Source organism: Paenisporosarcina antarctica (genome assembly GCF_004367585.1).
Taxonomy (GTDB): domain Bacteria; phylum Bacillota; class Bacilli; order Bacillales_A; family Planococcaceae; genus Paenisporosarcina; species Paenisporosarcina antarctica.
Map to the genome: position 1 here is coordinate 392,163 of NZ_CP038015.1, position 18,133 is coordinate 410,295.

At 35.3% G+C, this 18,133-nt stretch carries 20 protein-coding genes and 1 riboswitch; of the genes, 11 read left to right on the plus strand and 9 right to left on the minus strand.

Annotation, left to right across the window (positions count from 1 at the left end):
• The first annotated feature begins 197 nt into the window (after positions 1 to 197).
• Entirely contained in the window at positions 198 to 683 is a 486-nt protein-coding gene (locus E2636_RS02010; RefSeq protein WP_243840713.1) for a DUF4064 domain-containing protein, read from the plus strand.
• Positions 684 to 702: 19 nt separating this feature from the next.
• Here E2636_RS02010 and E2636_RS02015 read toward each other — a convergent pair whose 3' ends face one another.
• On the minus strand, positions 703 to 1,197 hold the full coding sequence (locus E2636_RS02015; RefSeq protein ID WP_134208545.1) for a GNAT family N-acetyltransferase: 495 nt from the start codon (positions 1,195 to 1,197) through the stop codon (positions 703 to 705).
• 94 nt (positions 1,198 to 1,291) lie between these two features.
• Here E2636_RS02015 and E2636_RS02020 point away from each other — a divergent pair, with 94 nt between their 5' ends.
• On the plus strand, positions 1,292 to 1,741 hold the full coding sequence (locus E2636_RS02020; protein WP_134208547.1) for a GNAT family N-acetyltransferase: 450 nt from the start codon (positions 1,292 to 1,294) through the stop codon (positions 1,739 to 1,741).
• A gap of 91 nt (positions 1,742 to 1,832) precedes the next feature.
• On the plus strand, positions 1,833 to 2,153 hold the full coding sequence (locus tag E2636_RS02025) for a hypothetical protein (protein WP_134208549.1): 321 nt from the start codon (positions 1,833 to 1,835) through the stop codon (positions 2,151 to 2,153).
• A 124-nt stretch (positions 2,154 to 2,277) separates the two neighbouring features.
• Here E2636_RS02025 and E2636_RS02030 read toward each other — a convergent pair whose 3' ends face one another.
• Entirely contained in the window at positions 2,278 to 2,928 is a 651-nt protein-coding gene (locus E2636_RS02030; RefSeq protein WP_017382013.1) for a LytTR family DNA-binding domain-containing protein, read from the minus strand.
• 82 nt (positions 2,929 to 3,010) lie between these two features.
• Between E2636_RS02030 and E2636_RS02035 the strand changes: the two genes are divergently transcribed.
• The 5 genes from E2636_RS02035 (at position 3,011) to E2636_RS02055 (ending at position 6,692) form a co-directional block, all read left to right on the plus strand.
• Positions 3,011 to 3,898: a diacylglycerol/lipid kinase family protein gene (locus E2636_RS02035; protein WP_134208551.1), complete on the plus strand. Its 888-nt coding sequence runs from the start codon at positions 3,011 to 3,013 to the stop codon at positions 3,896 to 3,898.
• A 115-nt stretch (positions 3,899 to 4,013) separates the two neighbouring features.
• The gene (locus E2636_RS02040; protein ID WP_407670275.1) at positions 4,014 to 4,796 is read left to right on the plus strand and encodes an AraC family transcriptional regulator; all 783 of its coding nucleotides are present in this window, start codon (positions 4,014 to 4,016) and stop codon (positions 4,794 to 4,796) included.
• Between the two features lie 179 nt (positions 4,797 to 4,975).
• Positions 4,976 to 5,791, plus strand: coding sequence for a membrane protein insertase YidC (gene yidC / locus E2636_RS02045; RefSeq protein ID WP_134208555.1), 816 nt, complete (start codon positions 4,976 to 4,978; stop codon positions 5,789 to 5,791).
• Positions 5,792 to 5,842: 51 nt separating this feature from the next.
• Positions 5,843 to 6,088 (plus strand): hypothetical protein, encoded by a 246-nt coding sequence (locus tag E2636_RS02050; protein ID WP_134208558.1) that lies wholly within the window; start codon positions 5,843 to 5,845, stop codon positions 6,086 to 6,088.
• Between the two features lie 64 nt (positions 6,089 to 6,152).
• Positions 6,153 to 6,692 carry a superoxide dismutase family protein gene (locus E2636_RS02055; protein WP_134208560.1) on the plus strand — a complete coding sequence of 180 codons (540 nt, stop codon included), beginning with the start codon at positions 6,153 to 6,155 and terminating at the stop codon, positions 6,690 to 6,692.
• A gap of 321 nt (positions 6,693 to 7,013) precedes the next feature.
• Here E2636_RS02055 and E2636_RS02060 read toward each other — a convergent pair whose 3' ends face one another.
• Entirely contained in the window at positions 7,014 to 8,171 is a 1,158-nt protein-coding gene (locus E2636_RS02060) for an MFS transporter (RefSeq protein WP_134208562.1), read from the minus strand.
• A gap of 119 nt (positions 8,172 to 8,290) precedes the next feature.
• On the opposite strand from E2636_RS02060, the gene E2636_RS02065 reads away from it, so the two are divergent.
• Together E2636_RS02065 and E2636_RS02070 are read left to right on the plus strand one after the other, a co-directional pair.
• The gene (locus E2636_RS02065; protein ID WP_134208564.1) at positions 8,291 to 9,184 is read left to right on the plus strand and encodes a M15 family metallopeptidase; all 894 of its coding nucleotides are present in this window, start codon (positions 8,291 to 8,293) and stop codon (positions 9,182 to 9,184) included.
• A 205-nt stretch (positions 9,185 to 9,389) separates the two neighbouring features.
• Positions 9,390 to 10,717, plus strand: a protein-coding gene (locus E2636_RS02070) for an IS3 family transposase (RefSeq protein ID WP_134208566.1) whose coding sequence is annotated in 2 segments (ribosomal slippage) — positions 9,390 to 9,768 and positions 9,768 to 10,717 — 1,329 coding nt in all. Because the reading frame shifts where the segments join, the coding sequence is not laid out codon by codon here.
• A 166-nt stretch (positions 10,718 to 10,883) separates the two neighbouring features.
• Here E2636_RS02070 and queF read toward each other — a convergent pair.
• The 5 genes from queF to cls form a co-directional block, all read right to left on the minus strand.
• Complete coding sequence (gene queF, locus E2636_RS02075) at positions 10,884 to 11,381, minus strand: preQ(1) synthase (protein ID WP_134208568.1); 498 nt, start codon at positions 11,379 to 11,381, stop codon at positions 10,884 to 10,886.
• A gap of 16 nt (positions 11,382 to 11,397) precedes the next feature.
• On the minus strand, positions 11,398 to 12,105 hold the full coding sequence (queE, locus tag E2636_RS02080; protein ID WP_134208570.1) for a 7-carboxy-7-deazaguanine synthase QueE: 708 nt from the start codon (positions 12,103 to 12,105) through the stop codon (positions 11,398 to 11,400).
• Complete coding sequence (queD, locus tag E2636_RS02085) at positions 12,102 to 12,527, minus strand: 6-carboxytetrahydropterin synthase QueD (RefSeq protein ID WP_134208573.1); 426 nt, start codon at positions 12,525 to 12,527, stop codon at positions 12,102 to 12,104. The genes queE and queD overlap by 4 nt, the downstream gene beginning before the upstream one ends.
• Positions 12,524 to 13,192 (minus strand): 7-cyano-7-deazaguanine synthase QueC, encoded by a 669-nt coding sequence (queC, locus tag E2636_RS02090; RefSeq protein WP_134208575.1) that lies wholly within the window; start codon positions 13,190 to 13,192, stop codon positions 12,524 to 12,526. The genes queD and queC overlap by 4 nt, the downstream gene beginning before the upstream one ends.
• Positions 13,193 to 13,343: 151 nt before the next feature.
• Positions 13,344 to 13,387, minus strand: a riboswitch (PreQ1 riboswitch).
• Positions 13,388 to 13,544: 157 nt separating this feature from the next.
• On the minus strand, positions 13,545 to 14,999 hold the full coding sequence (gene cls / locus E2636_RS02095; RefSeq protein WP_134208577.1) for a cardiolipin synthase: 1,455 nt from the start codon (positions 14,997 to 14,999) through the stop codon (positions 13,545 to 13,547).
• A 199-nt stretch (positions 15,000 to 15,198) separates the two neighbouring features.
• Between cls and E2636_RS02100 the strand changes: the two genes are divergently transcribed.
• Positions 15,199 to 16,782 (plus strand): GNAT family N-acetyltransferase, encoded by a 1,584-nt coding sequence (locus E2636_RS02100; RefSeq protein WP_243840714.1) that lies wholly within the window; start codon positions 15,199 to 15,201, stop codon positions 16,780 to 16,782.
• Between the two features lie 2 nt (positions 16,783 to 16,784).
• Here the strand turns inward: E2636_RS02100 and E2636_RS02105 are convergent, their stop codons facing one another.
• Entirely contained in the window at positions 16,785 to 18,041 is a 1,257-nt protein-coding gene (locus E2636_RS02105; RefSeq protein WP_134208581.1) for a helix-turn-helix domain-containing protein, read from the minus strand.
• Between the last annotated feature and the right edge of the window lie 92 nt (positions 18,042 to 18,133).

Genomic DNA, 18,133 nt, shown 5'->3' on the forward strand with positions numbered 1-18,133 from the left:
ACATAAAATCTGATTGACTAAATATTACTTTTTTCTTTTCCATGTTTTCATCCGCTCCCTTTAATTTGCTATTACTTGTTAAATACCCATAGCAACTTTTTTTAAACAAGTTTACTCATAGTTTATGAAGGGAATGTTAAAAATATGAAACCATTTAGGTGAATGATTCGTACTAAACTAGTAGATTAAAAGGTGAGGTGAAGGAATTGAGTAGAACAGGTGAAAAGGCTTTAGGAATTATAGGTATAATTTTAAATGCAATCTTCTTAGTTTTCGTCACACTAGCTGTTTGGGGAGCATCGACAGCAGATAAGGTTGAACTAAAAACGTACTTTGAACAAAATATGGAAATGACAGATTCAACAATGACTGCTGAAGATATCACAATGATGAATGATACTATGGATGTTGTGATAGATGTAATAGGAGTTGTAGGTTGGATATTAGTTGTGACTTTATTAATTAGTGTAATTTTAAGTATTATTGGCGTAGTGAAAGTAACTAAGAGTCCTAAGGTAGCAGGGATCTTATTTATCTTCTCAGGTATGCTATCGGGAATTATTTTATTAGCTCCAATACTATTTTATATCGCTGCAATCATGTGTTTCGTTCGCAAAACACCAGATCGTCGTGAAGATGATCCATTCTACAACAATGACAATCAAGCGATGAGACCACTATAATAAAAACGCCGGTAAACACTTAAGTGTTTACCGGCGTTTTTAAATTATATACATATTTAGATGTAGATAGCGGATGACCTTCAAAAAATTCATCGAATTCTTCCATACATATGAAATTATTACGTTCATAAAACGCACGACCTTTTTGGTTGTCACTTTCGACGTAAACCAATAATTGTTGAGCATCTTGAATATTATTCAATCCTTCAGTTAATAATTGCTTGCCATATCCTAAGTGTTGATGAGATGGCAAGAGGTAAATAGCTGTAAGTTCAACGTCCCCATCATTATCAATGCGAGTAAAATTAGCGAAACCAACAATTTCATCATTATGAATAGCAACATACATGGACGTTTTTTCTAAACGTTTCATCATCATTGCCTTCGAATAAGTGCGCTCAATAAATAAAACTTGAACCTCAATTGGAATAATACCTTCATAAGTATCATGCCAGCTTAGTTTAGCGATTTGCTGTACCGCAGCAATATCGTCTTGTTTCATCGCTCGTATCAAATCGGCTCACCTCAAAATTCTTTCCGTCATCATACCAAATATTTCGCTAGTATGCTAGACATGTGGAATAATATCCATAAAAGGAGTGATAAATTTGTGGAGAATCAAATCTTTTCAAGAGTTAACAACTACTGAACTTTATACATACTTACAACTTCGGGTAAATGTTTTTATAGTTGAACAATCGTGTCCATATCCCGAGTTAGATGGTTACGATATGGATTCTTATCACTTCTCCTATATCGAAAATGATGAATTGCTTGCCTACGCACGAGTCTTACCTTCTGGGGTAAAATATAACTGCGTTTCTATAGGACGAGTAATAGTGGACAAAAAATCAAGGGGAAGGGGTCTTGCTAAACAATTAATGGAACAAGCAATCTCATTTATTCATGAACAGTGGCCAATCGCAGATATTCAATTACAAGCACAGGCTCACCTTAAACACTTTTATGGCTCATTTGGTTTTGAGGCGATATCTGACGAGTATGATGAAGATGGAATTCCTCATGTTGATATGCTAAAAAAAGCAGTTAATTTGTAATCATTTTGTAATAAAAATTAGGATTAAAAATGGAAATAGAGGGTATTTATAAATTAGGTAAAGAATATGACTATTTGGAGGAATGATGAAAATGGCAAAAGGAAATAATCGTTCATTACTATTAGCTGGATTGGCAGCAGGTACTTATGCATATTTTAGTAAACAAGAAAATCGTGACAAGGCTATGGTTGCATTTAATAACACAAAAATAAAAGTGAATTCTTATATAGATTCACAAAAAAATAAAATGGATATGACTAAAACTGGGCATTCAGATCCCCATGATATTGATGACAATAACATGGTAGATGAAGGCGCTATGACGAGCGTTCAATATTATAACGAAGAAGTTCAAGATCAGATGGAAGAAACAGATTCAAAAGATCTCAAAGATACACCGGTATTTAAATAGAAATCACTGCACATAAAAAGGTTGCACTCAAAGTGAGTGCAACCTTTTTTCGGGATAAGAGAAAATTAAAGTTGTTAAGGATAAAAAAATTTTAAAACCTCATCTAATAAGTAAAGAAAGCAACTTAAAACCCTAATGCGCGTCTAAAGTAACTAGCATAACGTTGACTGACAGGAATTCTAGTTCCATCTGTCATTTCTAATAAAAAAGTAGAATGGGAATCAGGTTGAATTTCTTTAATAAAAGCAATGTTGACGATATAGGAACGATGACATCTTATAAATGATTCCGATGATAAAAATAATTCCAACTCACTTAAATTTAATCGATGGAACCCCTCACGAACTTCAGTTTTGACAAATGTTTTTCGTAGTTGAGTCTCTAAAAAGAGAACTTGATTATGTTTAACAGGATACCAATTCTCATCTGTTTTTATTGTCATATATTTACTTAAAAAAGGCGATGGTTGTTGTGGGAAAATGGCTGTCACTGCACCTTTAGTTTCCCCTTCTTCAATAATCGGAATACTCATCCCGTAGTATGAAACACCAAAAATTTCAGAATTAATAAACTCGTTAACCTTTTGGCCGTAAAGAAGTGCTTTATGTGTGGCGGTACCTTCTTTAACTGGATCACCAGGTAGTATTTTTAAATCAATTTTTTTACTCGGTTGGTAATAAACAAATTCAGTAGTATTAGAAATAGCAATAGATGCTTGTTCAGGGAAAAACTCATGAATTACTTTCATAATTTCGTTAATTGAATTTGTGTCCAAAATATTCCACCTCACGTTTTCACAATCATAACTTTTCACTATTTTACCATATAAACCACTCAGTCAGAGGGAGAGTTTTCAATTGAAAAAAGCAATGTTTATATTAAATCCATCATCAGGTAAAGAGTTAGCAGGATCTGTTAAAGACCAAACAGTTGAAACATTAAAAACGATGGGGTATGAAGTAGATGTCAAAGAAACTCAGGGAGAAGGAGATGCGAAAGGTTTTGCCCGTCAGGCATGCGTAGAAAAATGTCACCTTGTAATAGCGATGGGTGGCGACGGAACCATTAATGAAGCAGTTAATGGATTAGCGGAACAACAACATAAACCACTTTTCTCAATTATTCCTCTTGGTACTGTAAATGATTTCGCACGAGCATTGGGTATTTCTTTAGAACCATCAAAAGCGATTGAAGCCCTTAAAACAGCTAAACCGGTTTTTGTTGATATTGCTAAAGTTCAAAAACAATACTTTATGAATATTTTAGCAGTTGGACAATTAGCAGAAAATGTTTCTCAAGTGTCTGTTGAACAAAAAACGAAACTAGGTACTTTGGCATATGTAATAGAAGGAGTTAAAGCTTTAACTTCAAATGATGAAACAGAAATTCTCATTGAGCATGACCGAGGTAAATGGGAAGGTAAATCTGTGCTTGTATTAGTGGCATTGACGAACTCGGTAGGAGGATTTGAAAAACTGGCTCCTGATGCAAAAACGGATGATGGTTTCCTACATGTCTTTATTGTGAAAAGTGCTGGTATACCTGCTTTTATGCGTATGTCTTTGGCGATGCTGCGAGGGAAGCTTGAAGAAGATCCTGATGTTGTTGTGATTAAAACAGAAAAAGTCAGCATTAAAACAACACCTGATATGACTTGCAATATAGATGGTGATGATGGGTGTAGTACGCCTGTTTTAGTCCAGATATTAAAAAGGCATATTGAAGTGCTAATACCAATTGGATAAGACAATCAAGTACTTTTCTTAATAAAAGATACAAAAGTTCATGATGTTTTCAAAAACCGAATTTTTTATATGGTAAAATAAGCATAGGTTTGTTTGAAGGAAGATGGTGAGTTTTTTGAAACTAAATCAATTATTAGATAGTGATTCTATATCCAAAAAGTATATAACTGAGATTGAAATATTCACTCAGTTGGAGGGCTTAGAAGATTTCTTTGAATTAGAAAACAAACTTTTATATCAAATTCAACAGGTAGAAAAGGATCAAGCAAAGAAAACACTACAGCTTCTTATAGAACAAATTTCATTAAGAGCAGGGAAGCGAACAATTCGCGCAGTAAAACACTACTTTATTATTTTGTCATCCATCATGGCAAGAAAATTGTATGAAAATCAAGTACCATTTAAAAAAACATTTGCTTTTAATACTGCTTGTATTGATATGGTTGATAATCACTTAAATGATGCCTCTTTTTTACAATTTGCAGATGATTTAATCGATTTCTTTGTCTCGGTTATTTCTGAAAGAAAACAACCAACATTTAGTCATCGAACTGTAAATAAAGTAATTTTATATATTAATGACGAAGTGGAAACTGAACTTTCAGTAGAAGAAATTGCAAAGTATTTTCAAGTCAGTACGAGCCATTTATCACGAATTTTCCGTGAACATGTAGGTATTACACTTGTTGAATATTTAAATGTCAGACGTGTAGAAGAATCACAATACTACTTACGTCACACAAATAAAAGCATTTTAGCCATTTCAAAACAATATCATTTCTGTAATCAGAGCTATTTCACCCGTATATTTAAGAAGTATACGGAAGTTACGCCTAAACAATTTCGTGATCAAAAGGAACATAAATATTTTCGTTTTGGACTATCTACAACAGTTTAAAAGAGTCGTATATTATGGCTCTTTTTTTATGGATTTGAAAAGTAGTAGGTATATAAGGTATACTTTTCTATGGACTTAAAAAAGTATAAAGTTTATAGTAGAAATATTTTTATCGAATTGAAAAGTAGTAGGTAGTTAAGAAATACATTTCTATAGTTTAAAAGATGAAGGTGAATTTAATGAAGAAGAAAATCGGATTAATGTTAATGCTAGTTATGGCTGCTGTTGTGCTAAGTGGATGTTCGGGTGTTGAAAATAAGGAAGGTTATTTCTACAATATTCTTGTAAAACCTTTCGATTTTTTACTTACTTTTTTTGGGGATTTATTTAATGGAAGTTTCGGCTTAGCCATTATCGCAATTACGGTTTTGATCCGAGTTGTGTTAATGCCTTTAATGCTTCGTAACTATAAAACGCAACAAGGCATGAAGCTCAAAATGGACTCAATGAAGCCTGAAATGGATGAAATTCAAAAGAAAATAAAAGCATCCAAAGATAAAGAAGAGCAAACGATATTGCAAAAAGAAATGATGGGGCTCTACCGTAAACATAATGTCAATCCTTTAAACATGGGTTGTTTACCAATGGTTATTCAAATGCCAATCATTATGGGTCTTTATTTTGCGATATTATATTCACCAGATGTGAAAAGTCATCAATTTTTGTGGTATAGTCTTGGGTCTCCGGATGTAATAATGACGCTTATCGCGGGGGCAGTATATTTCTTACAAGCGAAAGTTTCTCTATGGACCGTACCTGAGCAACAAAAACAACAGATGAAAATGTTTATTTACATTTCCCCTATCATGATTATGTTCGTTTCGTTTACATCTATGTCGGCTCTCCCACTTTACTGGACAATTGGTGGTTTGTTATTGATATTCCAAACTTACCTAGGACGTAAGTTTTATTCCAATCATCCAGAAATAGCATTAGAAGGTACTGGAGAAACATCAATAGAAGAAACAACAGAAAAAACAACAGAAAAAAAATAACAGAAAGTCGGTGCGTTTTTAGCACCGACTTTTTTAAAAGGAGCGACAAAGATGAATCGAAAGTGGATTGCTGGACTACTAATAGCATCCGTAAGTATAGCAGCATTGATCTTTATTATTAAAGGAGATTTATATATTGCTGTGTTGTTTATGACCGCGTTATTTGCTTTAACTAATGGCTTTCGAGCGATTAGCTTTAAAGAAAAGGGATATGAACGTGAATCTAAATGGATGAAATGGATGTCTATTTTCTTTGCAGCCATGTTTATTGTCGTTCTTTTGGTAATTATTGTTTAAGGTATAAATGACCAAATTTAAGCCATCATGTTAATGAGAAATCATTTTCATGGAGGTTTTTTTTGTGAAGAAATGGATGATGATAGTGTGTGTCATATTAATGGTAACAGGCTGTAGTCAACAAAAAGAGTTATTTCCAGTTAGTGGTCAAGTTGAATATTCGCTTGAAACGACAATTGTGGATTCTACTGGTAAGGGAATAGGAATAGCAGAATTAACAGAAACAGATACAGGAGTGAGAATTTTATTGCAACTAAAAGGATTAGAACCGGGCGAAAAAGCGATTCATTTCCATGAAGTAGGGAAATGCGAACATCCTGATTTTAAAACAGCAGGTGGTCATTTCAATCCCACTAAAAAGCAACATGGCTTTTATAATCCTAAAGGTTATCACGGCGGCGACCTTCCAAACTTGAAAGTGAAAAAAGATGGAGAAGTAGACTTAGAAATTACAACTCCGAATGTAACTCTTGAAAAAGGAAAGCCAAATTCCTTACTTGATAAGGATGGAAGTTCAATAATTATTCATGAAAATGCAGACGATTACGTAACTGATCCTTCTGGAAATTCAGGAGATCGAATTGCATGTGGTGTTATAAATTGAACTAACCACCACCTTTGAAGTGAAAGAGGAACTTTCGCAATATAAAATAAAAAACAAGTAACCATTAACGGTTACTTGTTTTTTTATTATTTTCATTCGTTCTATCTTTTTTACGATTTTCTAAAATTTCATCTAATTGTTGCATTAATAAAAGGACGTCAAATTTAGAGATTCGTGACATTTAGGTACACTCCTGTCTCGATTTTCCTAAATGATAAGAAAGAAGTATGTATTGTTATTTTCTTTCATTCATATTCAGCTATCTATCTATTTATTCGAGACAAAATCATTGTTTATGACCGTAATATTTAAAATAGAACTTTAGTAGGAGAATTTTTTTCTAGTCAGTAATACAAGAACTATAGCTGGAAATGAAAATAAGCTCATACCAAGAAAAGCAAGGCCAGGACTAATCTCGTACAAATAACCACCAGCAAAAGTTAGAACTGCTGTACTTAAACTCATCGCAAAAGCTGCATACATACCTTGAGCTGCAGGTATTTCATTATGAGATAAACGTTTAGAGATAAATTGAATAAAAGCATAATGGGCGACGCCGAATGAAACAGCGTGTAACAATTGTGTTAATACAAAAATCCAAATCGTTGGAAATAGAAAAATTAGAATCCATCGCAAAGTAGAACCAGTTCCTGCAATTAAAAACATAGTTGATACTTTTGTTTTCGAGAAAAGTAAATCAGCACGTGCGAAGAATAAAATCTCCAACATAATAGCTACATTTAATATAAATCCAATATATAAACTATTCACACCAAGATCCTGCAAATAAATATACCCAAAATTATAATAAGAAGCATGAGCCCCTTGAAGTAGAATGGCTAATATGAGTACAATTACAAATGGTTTAGAAGATAGTAAACGTTTAAGATCTGATTTTTTTTGACTCTTTTTAGTCTGTTCTGGTTGTATCATTAGAATTGCTGGAGAAGGACGAGTATATAAATACCACATTAAAGCCAGTCCAACTAACATTATCCATAAGATTGCTTTTTCACTCCATATGGCTGTTGCTGCTCCGATTAATAGTAAACCAAACGTAAAACCAGCAGATCCGAAAGATCGGCTTTTTCCATAATGAATACGATCTGATTTCATTAATACTGAAGCGCTACTCTCCATGGCAGGTAGTAAAACTGGATAGACAATACTAAATACAATGGTAATGGCGAGTAAGGGAATAAATGAGTCAGCTATAATGTATAAAGCCATAATAAGGAAGGCCAACAATGCTGTCCATATCAAAACCTTTCGAATAGCAAACAGTTTAGTGGCGGCGGGAAATAACACAAATGTTGAAAAAGCGCGTGCTAGCATTCCTGAACCCATAATGATGCTTGCCTGAAAAACGGAGAGACCTTTTTCAGTTGTTAACCATCCAGTCCAGTAAGGAAGAAAAACGCCCCATGTAAAGAAGAACGCGAAGAAGTTTATAGATAACCATTTTTGAGAATTTATCATTATTGAACCTCGAATCTATAGCGAATGTCTAACTTATTATAGCGAAAAATAAGGATCAGTGTCATCTTATAACAAACTAATGGTAAAATGAGAGTACGTTAAATGAAAGAAGGCAACTCATGCAATCTCGTAAATTACGATTCAATAAAACTGACAAAAAAAAATGGCCAATCGTGGTCAGCATAATAATTGCTAGTATTCTCATCATTGTACCTGTGACTTGGATAGGATTACACAACTGGGATCTTGATAAAAGCTTATCTGCACTAAATATAGCAACACAGGCAGATGAACCAACGCAAATTATTTCTGATACGCAAGATAAATCAACAGGTGAAACTACGGATGAAGAAGATCAAAATCCTGTTCCAAATGAGAAACCAAAGGAAATTGAAACGCCGGATGAATCTCCTGATGAGCCAAAAGAAAGCCCATCACCGCCAGTAGAGAAACCAGCAAATAATATGTATATTCCAAATCAAAAACACCCGACATCTGCCACGATTATTGATGGATTTTTAGTAGTTAATAAAAGATATCCTTTACCAACAGACTATAATATAGGCGAGGATCCAAATGCCCGTGCAGGATTCAATCAAATGGCTGCAGCTGCAAAACTTGATGGCTTTGATCTTATGGCATTTAGTACATTTCGTTCATTTGAGCGACAAGAAGTTTTATATAATCAGTATGTTGAAAAAGATGGACAACAAATTGCAGACCAATATAGCGCACGCCCTGGTTATTCTGAGCATCAAACCGGGTTAGCATTCGATATCGGAGAGAAAAACTTTGAACAACACTGGGCTTCTGTATCGTTTGGTGAAACGCCCGCTGGGGTGTGGGTTGCACAAAATGCACATTTCTATGGCTTTACCTTACGTTATCCCTTAGGTAAAGAAGAAATTACAGGCTATATGCATGAGTCTTGGCATTACCGCTATGTCGGTGTTGAGGCAGCAACAGATATGTATATGCACAAACAAACGCTAGAAGAATATTTAGAATTGTAATTGATACGTGTAATTAACTGAGTGTGGACTATGAGAAAAGTATTAGACATTCTGGTCTGTTAAAAAACGAAGAGGAAGAGGAAAGTGATAACTGAACTGAACCCCGAATAATGGACACTTTAAAAAAAGTGACCCTATCCGGGGTTTTTTCTATTCATAGACCCGTTATACTTGAAGATATCTATTATGGACGGGAGCTTTTCAGATGAGCAAAATTATATTCAATGAACATCAAGTAAGACAAATTGAGTCAAATCCTAATGTGACCTCTGTGTCTGATCGTACAATCCAATACACTTATGACTTCAAAGTTCGTGCAGTAAAAGAAAATTTGGCTGGAAAAGGGCCTGTTCAAATCTTTACTGAAAATGGATTTGACCTTGAGGTTATTGGAACCAATAAGATTCAATTATCAGTAGCTCGTTGGAGAAAAATATTTAACACTCATGGAGAATTGGGTTTTCAGGAGGAGCGCCGCGGAAAAGCTAGTACCGGTCGACCTTCTACTAAAGACGTATCTGCAGAAAAGCAGTTAGAGAAGGCAGAAGCGCGGATCAAATACCTTGAGGCCGAGCTGGAGCTACTAAAAAAGCTAGAAGAACTAGAAGGGAAGGTGAAGAAATAGTTCTAGAATCACATGAGAAATACGAAGTCATAAATCATGTCATTCGAAAGTATCAGCTGAAGAATATGGTTTCTCATCTTTGTAAAATGGCCGATGTTAGCCGAAGTGGTTATTATGAGTGGATCGAAAATATTGAGAGTCGTGCGATTCGTGAAGAACAAGATTATCAAGACTATTTACTATTGAAAAGCATTTATGATGCCAAAAGGGGGAAAATCGGCTACCGCGGGTTTTACATGGCTCTTGAAGATTTACTAGTAACGCCCATGAATCATAAAAAGATTCTTCGTTTGATGCGTAGGTTCAATCTATTCGCTAAGATAAGACGAGCAAACCCTTATAAAAATTGTGCGAAAGCTACTCATGCGCACCGAAAAATTCCGAATCGACTGAATAGACAATTCAAACAAGACGAACCAGGCAAAGTGCTTTTGACTGACATCACATACCTTCCGTATGGAAGTGGTCAAACCGCTTACCTATCATGTGTTAAAGACGTTGCCACACGTGAGATTATGGCTTATGAGCTTTCAACTAGTTTAAGTATGCGAATTGTTTTTCGTACTCTTGCTAAATTAGAAGCATCATTAGGAGGAAATATTCATCCAGAAGCGATGATCCACTCAGATCAAGGATTCCATTACACACATCCAGATTTTCAAGAACTTGTGAAAGAAATGGGTCTAGTTCAATCCATGTCACGTCGTGGAAATTGTATAGACAATGCCCCTATGGAGTCATTCTTTGGCCATTTTAAGGATGATGTAGATTACAAGGAAGCAGTGAGTTTGGTAGACCTGAAGTGTATGATTGATGACTATATGATGCATTACAATACAACACGTAAACAATGGGACTTAAAAAAGATGACTCCGGCACAATACCGAAGTCATCTAATCGCAACATAAATTACAGGTACCTTTTTATTAAACTGTCCGTTAATAAGGGCTCAGTTCAAACGTCACTTTCCTCTTCCTCTTCGTTTTTATTTAATTCATTGAGAAACAGGGTCAAGAGACTCAACTTTATCCTGATTATTCATATGAAAGGATTGCGTAATCAAATGTGTGTTGATTACCGATTATTAATGGTTTCAGGATACATATCGTGATTCATCATGCGATGTGTTGCCATCTCTTCATATTTTGTGCCAGGTTTTCCGTAGTTTGTATAAGGGTCAATACTAATGCCACCACGTGGCGTGAATTTCCCCCAAACTTCGATGTAGCGCGGTTCCATCAGTTTAATTAAATCATTTAGAATGATATTCATGCAATCTTCATGGAAATCCCCATGATTTCTAAAACTAAATAAGTATAATTTAAGAGACTTACTTTCAACCATGTTAATTTCAGGTATATAACTAATATATATCGTAGCGAAATCGGGTTGACTCGTAATCGGACATAAAGAAGTGAACTCTGGACAATTAAACTTCACAAAATAGTCTCGATATGGATGTTTGTTTTCAAATGATTCCAAAACGCCAGGATTATATGAAAAGTCATATTGTACATTTTGGTTACCTAATAAATTAATTCCTTGTAAGTCTTCTTTTTGACGACCAGTCATCTTTGGTTCCTCCTTGTTAAACACCACGTTTATTTCCCCAAATTAATGCGTGTAATTGAGGTAATACTTTCGCATCATTCATGATGGTAGACTTCATAGAACGATCAATTAACCATTCGAAGCGTTTTAATAATAATGAAACCAAAGCTTGATCATCAATAGTTAAGACGTCATCGTTTCCAACTTGCAAGAAGAAAGGAACAGTAGGATAACGTTGATGAATCACCTCTGCATAGGTGAAATCCTCATCATTGAAGACGACAACTTTTAAGCTTGCATTGGCAACTTTTAAATTGTGCATAAATGTATCGAGCTTATTAAAATCCGTTGTCATTAAAGAACTCGGTGGTTTTGGGGAAATGGTTACATCGTCAATATCCAGTAACCAATCTTGCCAATAAGATCCTTGCGTCTCAACCGCTACTTTCCAACCTTGTTCGTGACACTGATTGATTAATTCACCTAATCCTTTATGAAGAGCCGGATTACCTCCAGAAATGGTGATATGAGAAAAAGCCTCTCCACCAATGTCTTTTAAAGAGCTAATAATTTCTTCCGCTTTCATCGCTGTGCTTTTTCCAGAGCCATCCCAAGTGAATTTCGAGTCGCACCATGAACAAGAGTAGTCACAACCACCAGTACGAACAAACATCGTCTTTTGCCCGATGACCATACCTTCACCTTGAATAGTAGGACCAAATATCTCCATCACGGGTATCTTCATAACAGATCCTCCGCTCTTGGACGATAAACAACATAGCTAGTAGGAGTTTCTCGAACTAGAACTTGTATACATTTTGGTTCATGTACAAGTGTCTTCAAGTTATTTTGAATTGTTTTCCAAATTTCTTCAGCCACTTGTTCGGTAGTTGGAAACTTATCTTCAAATTCTTCGTGGTTATTAAGAACTGTATGATCATATCTTTTGTGGACTAGGTTTTTAATTATCTTAAAATCTATGAGAAAGCCCATTTCATCTAATTGATCACCAGCAATTGTAATGTTTATAAAATACGTATGACCATGCAAATATTGACAGTTTCCAGCGTCATCATGAGGAATGAAATGCGCTGCAGACAAATGCATATCTTTATTTAATTCGAATCGATACGTATGAGGTGTTTGTGGATAGAATTGTTGAATCATTTCGCTCCACTTCCTTGTTTTTCTTCAAGGTAAGTGGTTAACCCGTTTTGTCGTAATACACAAGATGGACATTTACCACAGCCATCTCCACGAATACCTTCATAACACGTTAGTGTACGTGTACGAACGAAATCTAATGCATCTAAATCGTCTGCCATTTTCCATGTTTCAGCTTTGTTTAACCACATTAAAGGGGTTTGAAATTCTAGTGAAGAATCCATTGCTAAGTTAATGGATACATTAAGTGCTTTTACGAATACATCACGGCAATCTGGATATCCACTAAAATCAGTTTCACAAACGCCGGTGATAATATGACGAGCACCAATTGATTGTGCATAAACTGCAGCAAAGGAAAGGAATAAATGGTTTCTTCCTGGGACAAAAGTAGAAGGTAACTCTTCACTCGTTCCTTCTGTTACAGCAATATCACTTCTAGTTAAAGCATTTGCTGCTAATTGGTTAATTAATTTCATGTCCAGTACTTTAAAGGGAACGTTTAATTCTTTTGCTATTTCTTCTGCACATGTAATTTCTTCTATATGACGTTGACCGTAGTCAAAGGTGACTGTATACACTTCTTGATACTGTGTTAAAGCCCATAACAGACAAGTTGTACTATCTTGTCCTCCACTAAATACGACAACTGCTTTATCTTGTTTCATTACTCATTTCCCCTTTTGAAGAATGAGAATTCGGCATCTCCATGGCAGGTGATTCCATCCTGTAATAGTCCTTGTAAACACGGGTGTATTACAATTGAATGAACTGAATTGAGTCTATTACAGCACAAAAAAACTGTAGAACGCGACAGTTTTCACCTTAGTTTTTTATAGAGGGAGTTTGCGAACCTCTTCCTATTTGTGTACATTGTAAATAATAATAATAGCATAAAACTGATCGAGTTCCTAAGAAATGCTGATTTTCACAAATGCATAAATGTTTAAACTATTGATTGAAATGCACAAAAAGGCATGAAGAGTATAATCACCTTCATGCTTTAATAGAAATGTCATTTTAAAGAACGGGAGACAAAAGTCTTGATAGGGACTCTTTCATTTTGATAATACGTGATCTTTCTTTATACAATGCCATAGTAAGCTCTGTCGATAAAAGCATGTCTTGTTCGAACAACTCAGCTAATTGATGGGATGTTTCTCGATCATAAATAAAAGCGTTTACTTCGAAATTCAATTTAAAACTTCGTAAATCAATATTTGCGGTTCCAACAGTTGATGCTTCATCATCTACTACAACCATCTTCGTATGTAGGAAGCCATTTTCATAAATATAGACTTTTGCACCAGCTTTGAGAAGGTTACCCACATAAGAATAAGTAGCCCAGTAAACAAACATATGATCAGGTTTATTTGGAATCATAATACGCACGTCAATTCCTGATAAGCAAGCTATGCGAAGGGAATCCATAAAGCTAGCATCCGGAATAAAATAGGGTGTTTGAATATATATATATTTTTTGGCCATGTTAATTAGTTTTAAATAACCATTTTTTATTTGTTCCCATTCAGAATCTGGACCACTTGAAACAATTTGTATACCAACAGAACCTTTTAGAGGAATAGCAGGGAAATAACGATCAGAGTATTCAATTTCATAATCCTTTGAAGCTTGATTCCAATCTAAAATAAATCGTGTTTGAAGGGGGTGGACTGCACTTCCTTCTAAGCGTAAATGTGTATCACGCCAATAACCAAATTTTTGATCCAATCCTAAATATTCATCTCCTACGTTAAACCCACCTATATAACCAATGCGTCCATCTACAACGACGATTTTACGGTGATTACGGAAATTTAATCGTGGATTCACAAGAGGCATGATCGAAGGGAAAAACGTTTCTACGTCTCCCCCAGAGTCGGTCAGTTCTTGAAAATCGTTCTTTTTCACACCTCGTGAACCCATATCATCAAAGAGTAAACGAACTTTAACACCTTGTTTGGCTTTTCTAACTAAGACATCATAAATACGAGTACCAAGTCTATCTAATCGAAAAATGTAGTATTGGATATGAATATGATCTTTCGCACGATCCAAATCTTCTAGTAAAGCCGAAAATTTCTTTTCACCGTCATTAAAAATGGTCACGGCATTATCTTGAGTTAATACAGCGTGATTGTTACGTAAATGCATGTAGATCATATCTTTATACACGAGGGAGTCGGAAAGTCGAAATTCAAAAGTGCCAGCTTCAATTGCTTCTATTTGATAATCTATTAAGTTATCTATGCCAATTTGGCTCCGACCTTCCCAACGAAATAAATGTTTCTGACGTAACTGTCGACCTAAAAGCAAGTAAACAATAAATCCAATCACTGGGATGAAAAATAGTATCATTAACCAAGCCCATGTTGCAGAAGCATCTCGACGTTCTAAAAATATTAAAAAAATGGCTAAAAATATATTTAATATTATAATTGAAGAAAATCCGAAACTAAGTAAATTTTCAAACATTTAGTCCCTCCTGTATTACGTAACGTCGTTTAATTGTAAATAAGTATAGCTTACAGAAACCTAATAAAGAAGGGAATTAAGTTTCCTATATATTTGATTGTTTTTCCTGTTAGTAGTTTACCTATTTTTTTGTAAGCTCAAACAGATGCTTTGTGAGAGAATGGAACTAAAGCAAAACAAGGTATGTACTAGTTAATAAATGATTGTGGGTGCAAATATGTATTGGTGCAAAATTGCAAGGAGTGAACGTGAATATGCTGACATTGCGAAATTGAACTACGAGACATTTGTAGAAGAAATTCCTCAGCATGAAAAAGATGAAACAGGTAGACGTACGGATGCTTTTCATCAAGAAAATACCTATTTAATAGTCTTGAAGGAGCATCAACTGGTAGGTATGATTGCACTTCGAGACACACGACCTTTTTCGCTAGACCGTAAAATAGGGCCAGTAGAAAAAGTTCTGCCTATTGAAGCATTAACTGGAAAGTTGTGCGAGATACGATTGCTGTCAGTACGAAAAGAACATCGCAATGGGCGTGTCTTTTTTATGTTAGCACGTGCATTAGCAGACTACGCGTACGAAAAGGGATACGGAGCAGCCGTTATTTCTGGGACTGTGCGTGAATTAAAACTGTATAGTCAACTTGGATTTCAAGCGTTTGCAGAACCTGTTGGAAGTGAGGAAGCCGCTTTTATTCCGATGTTTTTGACAAAAGAACGTTATGAACAATCAATAGCTGCGCGTTTTCAACATAAAAGACATACCTTTTATCCTGGTCCGAATGAATTGAGTTCAGAACTTAAAAAACCATTTCAGCGGTCTCCTATATCCCATAGGTCTTATGAGTTTACTGAACGTTTCAAACGTGTGCAGACTCAGCTATTAAAGTTGACAGGCGCATCACAAGTCCATTTGTTAGCGGGGAGCGGGACACTTGCAAATGAAGCAATGATTGCTCAAATTAGCCGACTTCCTGACAAAGGGCTGGTGTTGATCAATGGTGCATTTGGGGAACGCCTTAGAAGACAAGCATTAAAGTGGAACTTGGAATATGAAACGCTAGAAGTAGAGTGGGGCAATCCTTTCATAGTTTCCGATTTGAAACGAGTACTACAGTCAGGTTTATACGGATGGGTTTTACTAGCACATGGAGAAACATCGACGGGTATGCTAAATAATGTTGAAGACATTCTAGGACTTTGTAAAGAACAGAAAATTCAAGTTTGCATGGATTGTGTGAGTTCATTTGGTGCAGTTCCAATCAATTTAAAAGAGGTTTACTTAGCAACTGGTGTCAGTGGGAAAGCGATTGGCACGATGTCGGGTTTCGCTATGGTTTTTTCAAATCATCTCATCGACGTATCGCCCTCAATTCCTATGTATATTGATTTAGGCTGCTATGCGAATGGGGAAATACCGTACACGTATTCATCTCAATTGTTGGAAAGTGTAGAAATTGCATTAAAAGCTTACGATAACAACGCACGATATAACGTTTTAAATGAACGCTACGACAAGCTTTTACTCGCTGAACAAAATGGCGAGTTTGAATTTTTAACCAAGCAAAGTTACCCAATGATCGTCACGTTAAAAGTACCTCCAGTAAATAAGCATATGGCGAAAGACGCTAGACTTTCTGGATTTGATTTACATGATCAAAGTGCTTATTTGAAAGCAAGACAATGGGTTCAACTGTCACTTATCCAGCCTGAGTTTGAAGAGTCATTTGAAAAATTCCGCTTATGGCTAAGGAATTATGTAGAATATGAAAAGCAGTGAACTCAAATTGAGTCACTGCTTTTTTGAATTTGTTCAAGGGTTTGATTAATAAACAACTTATAAGGGGAGTCCGGCATTGATGAAATTAATACGGATCCTACTTTAGCTTCACGGAGTGCCTCGTCGATTTCTCCGAGACGTGAATAACAAAGCGCTCGGTAGGCATGAACCTCATAAGATATCGATAAATCGTAGGGGTGATGGAGATAAGAAGGAACGATGTAATCTTCAAGTAGTGCCAAGGCTTCTTTTACTGAACCCAACCCAAATAGAGCTTTACCTTTTTCCAAGAGATATTGATTCCTGACGTCTTTTTTAATTTTTTCACTGTCAACTTCAATTGATAGTTCTAAGAAAAGCTCTGCACTCTCGAATGCTTTTTGGTAATCATGTAAAAAAGAATTATAAAAGTGAGCATCTAACATAGCCGCAATGGAGAGGGATGATTTATTTTCTGCAAACTCACCATACTGTCTGATCTTTTGTAAATAGTAAACTCGGTCCTCTTCATTTTCATTAATAATACTTTGATAACAAGCTAAACGATACAAGTCATCAATCCGATAAAAAATACGTTCTTCCTTAGAAAACTGCATAGCTTCATTCATTTTTAATCGTGTTAGTTCATTATTACCAACGGCCGAATACAAAATCAATTCCGCATACATATAGTCCAGAGTGGTCATTGCATCTAGTTTAATAGTAGGTGAACTAAAACGAGCATGTTCTTCTAATACAATGGCTAATGCTTCATCATATCTATGTTGATTATATAAAATCATACCTTTAAATAACGCAAGAGAAGCACTTTGATTATATAAATGTAATTGTTCATAAAGTTCCATTGCCTGGTTATAGTGAACTTCCCAGCCATCAAGATATAAATGGTGACTGCACCTACTATATATCTCGAGTAAACGAGCAGATTCATAACTAAGAGTTAGTTTGTCTACAATTGGGCTGATGAGATCAATTATTTGTTTATATTCATTGGTTAATTCAGAGAATTCAACTTTGTAGAGTTTCTCCACTCTTTCTAACACATTTCTTTTCTCCGCTTGGCTGACATCTTCCATTAACTCCGAGGATTCAACACCTAATTGTTGTGCGATATAAGATAAACTTTCCATAGAAGGCTTCGCCTTTCCATTTTCAATTAAACTTAACATGCCTTTTGTTAGTTTTTTTCCGGCTAGTGCTTCTAATGTCAGTTTTTGTTCTTTTCGCAAATGTTTTATGCGTAGTCCGATTGAATCCATTTAATAACGCTCCTTTTCTAATTAGTTTAATTATATTAAACTTTTACTTGCAAGGGAAGTTTGTCTGTGATATTATTTGTTTAATTAAATTA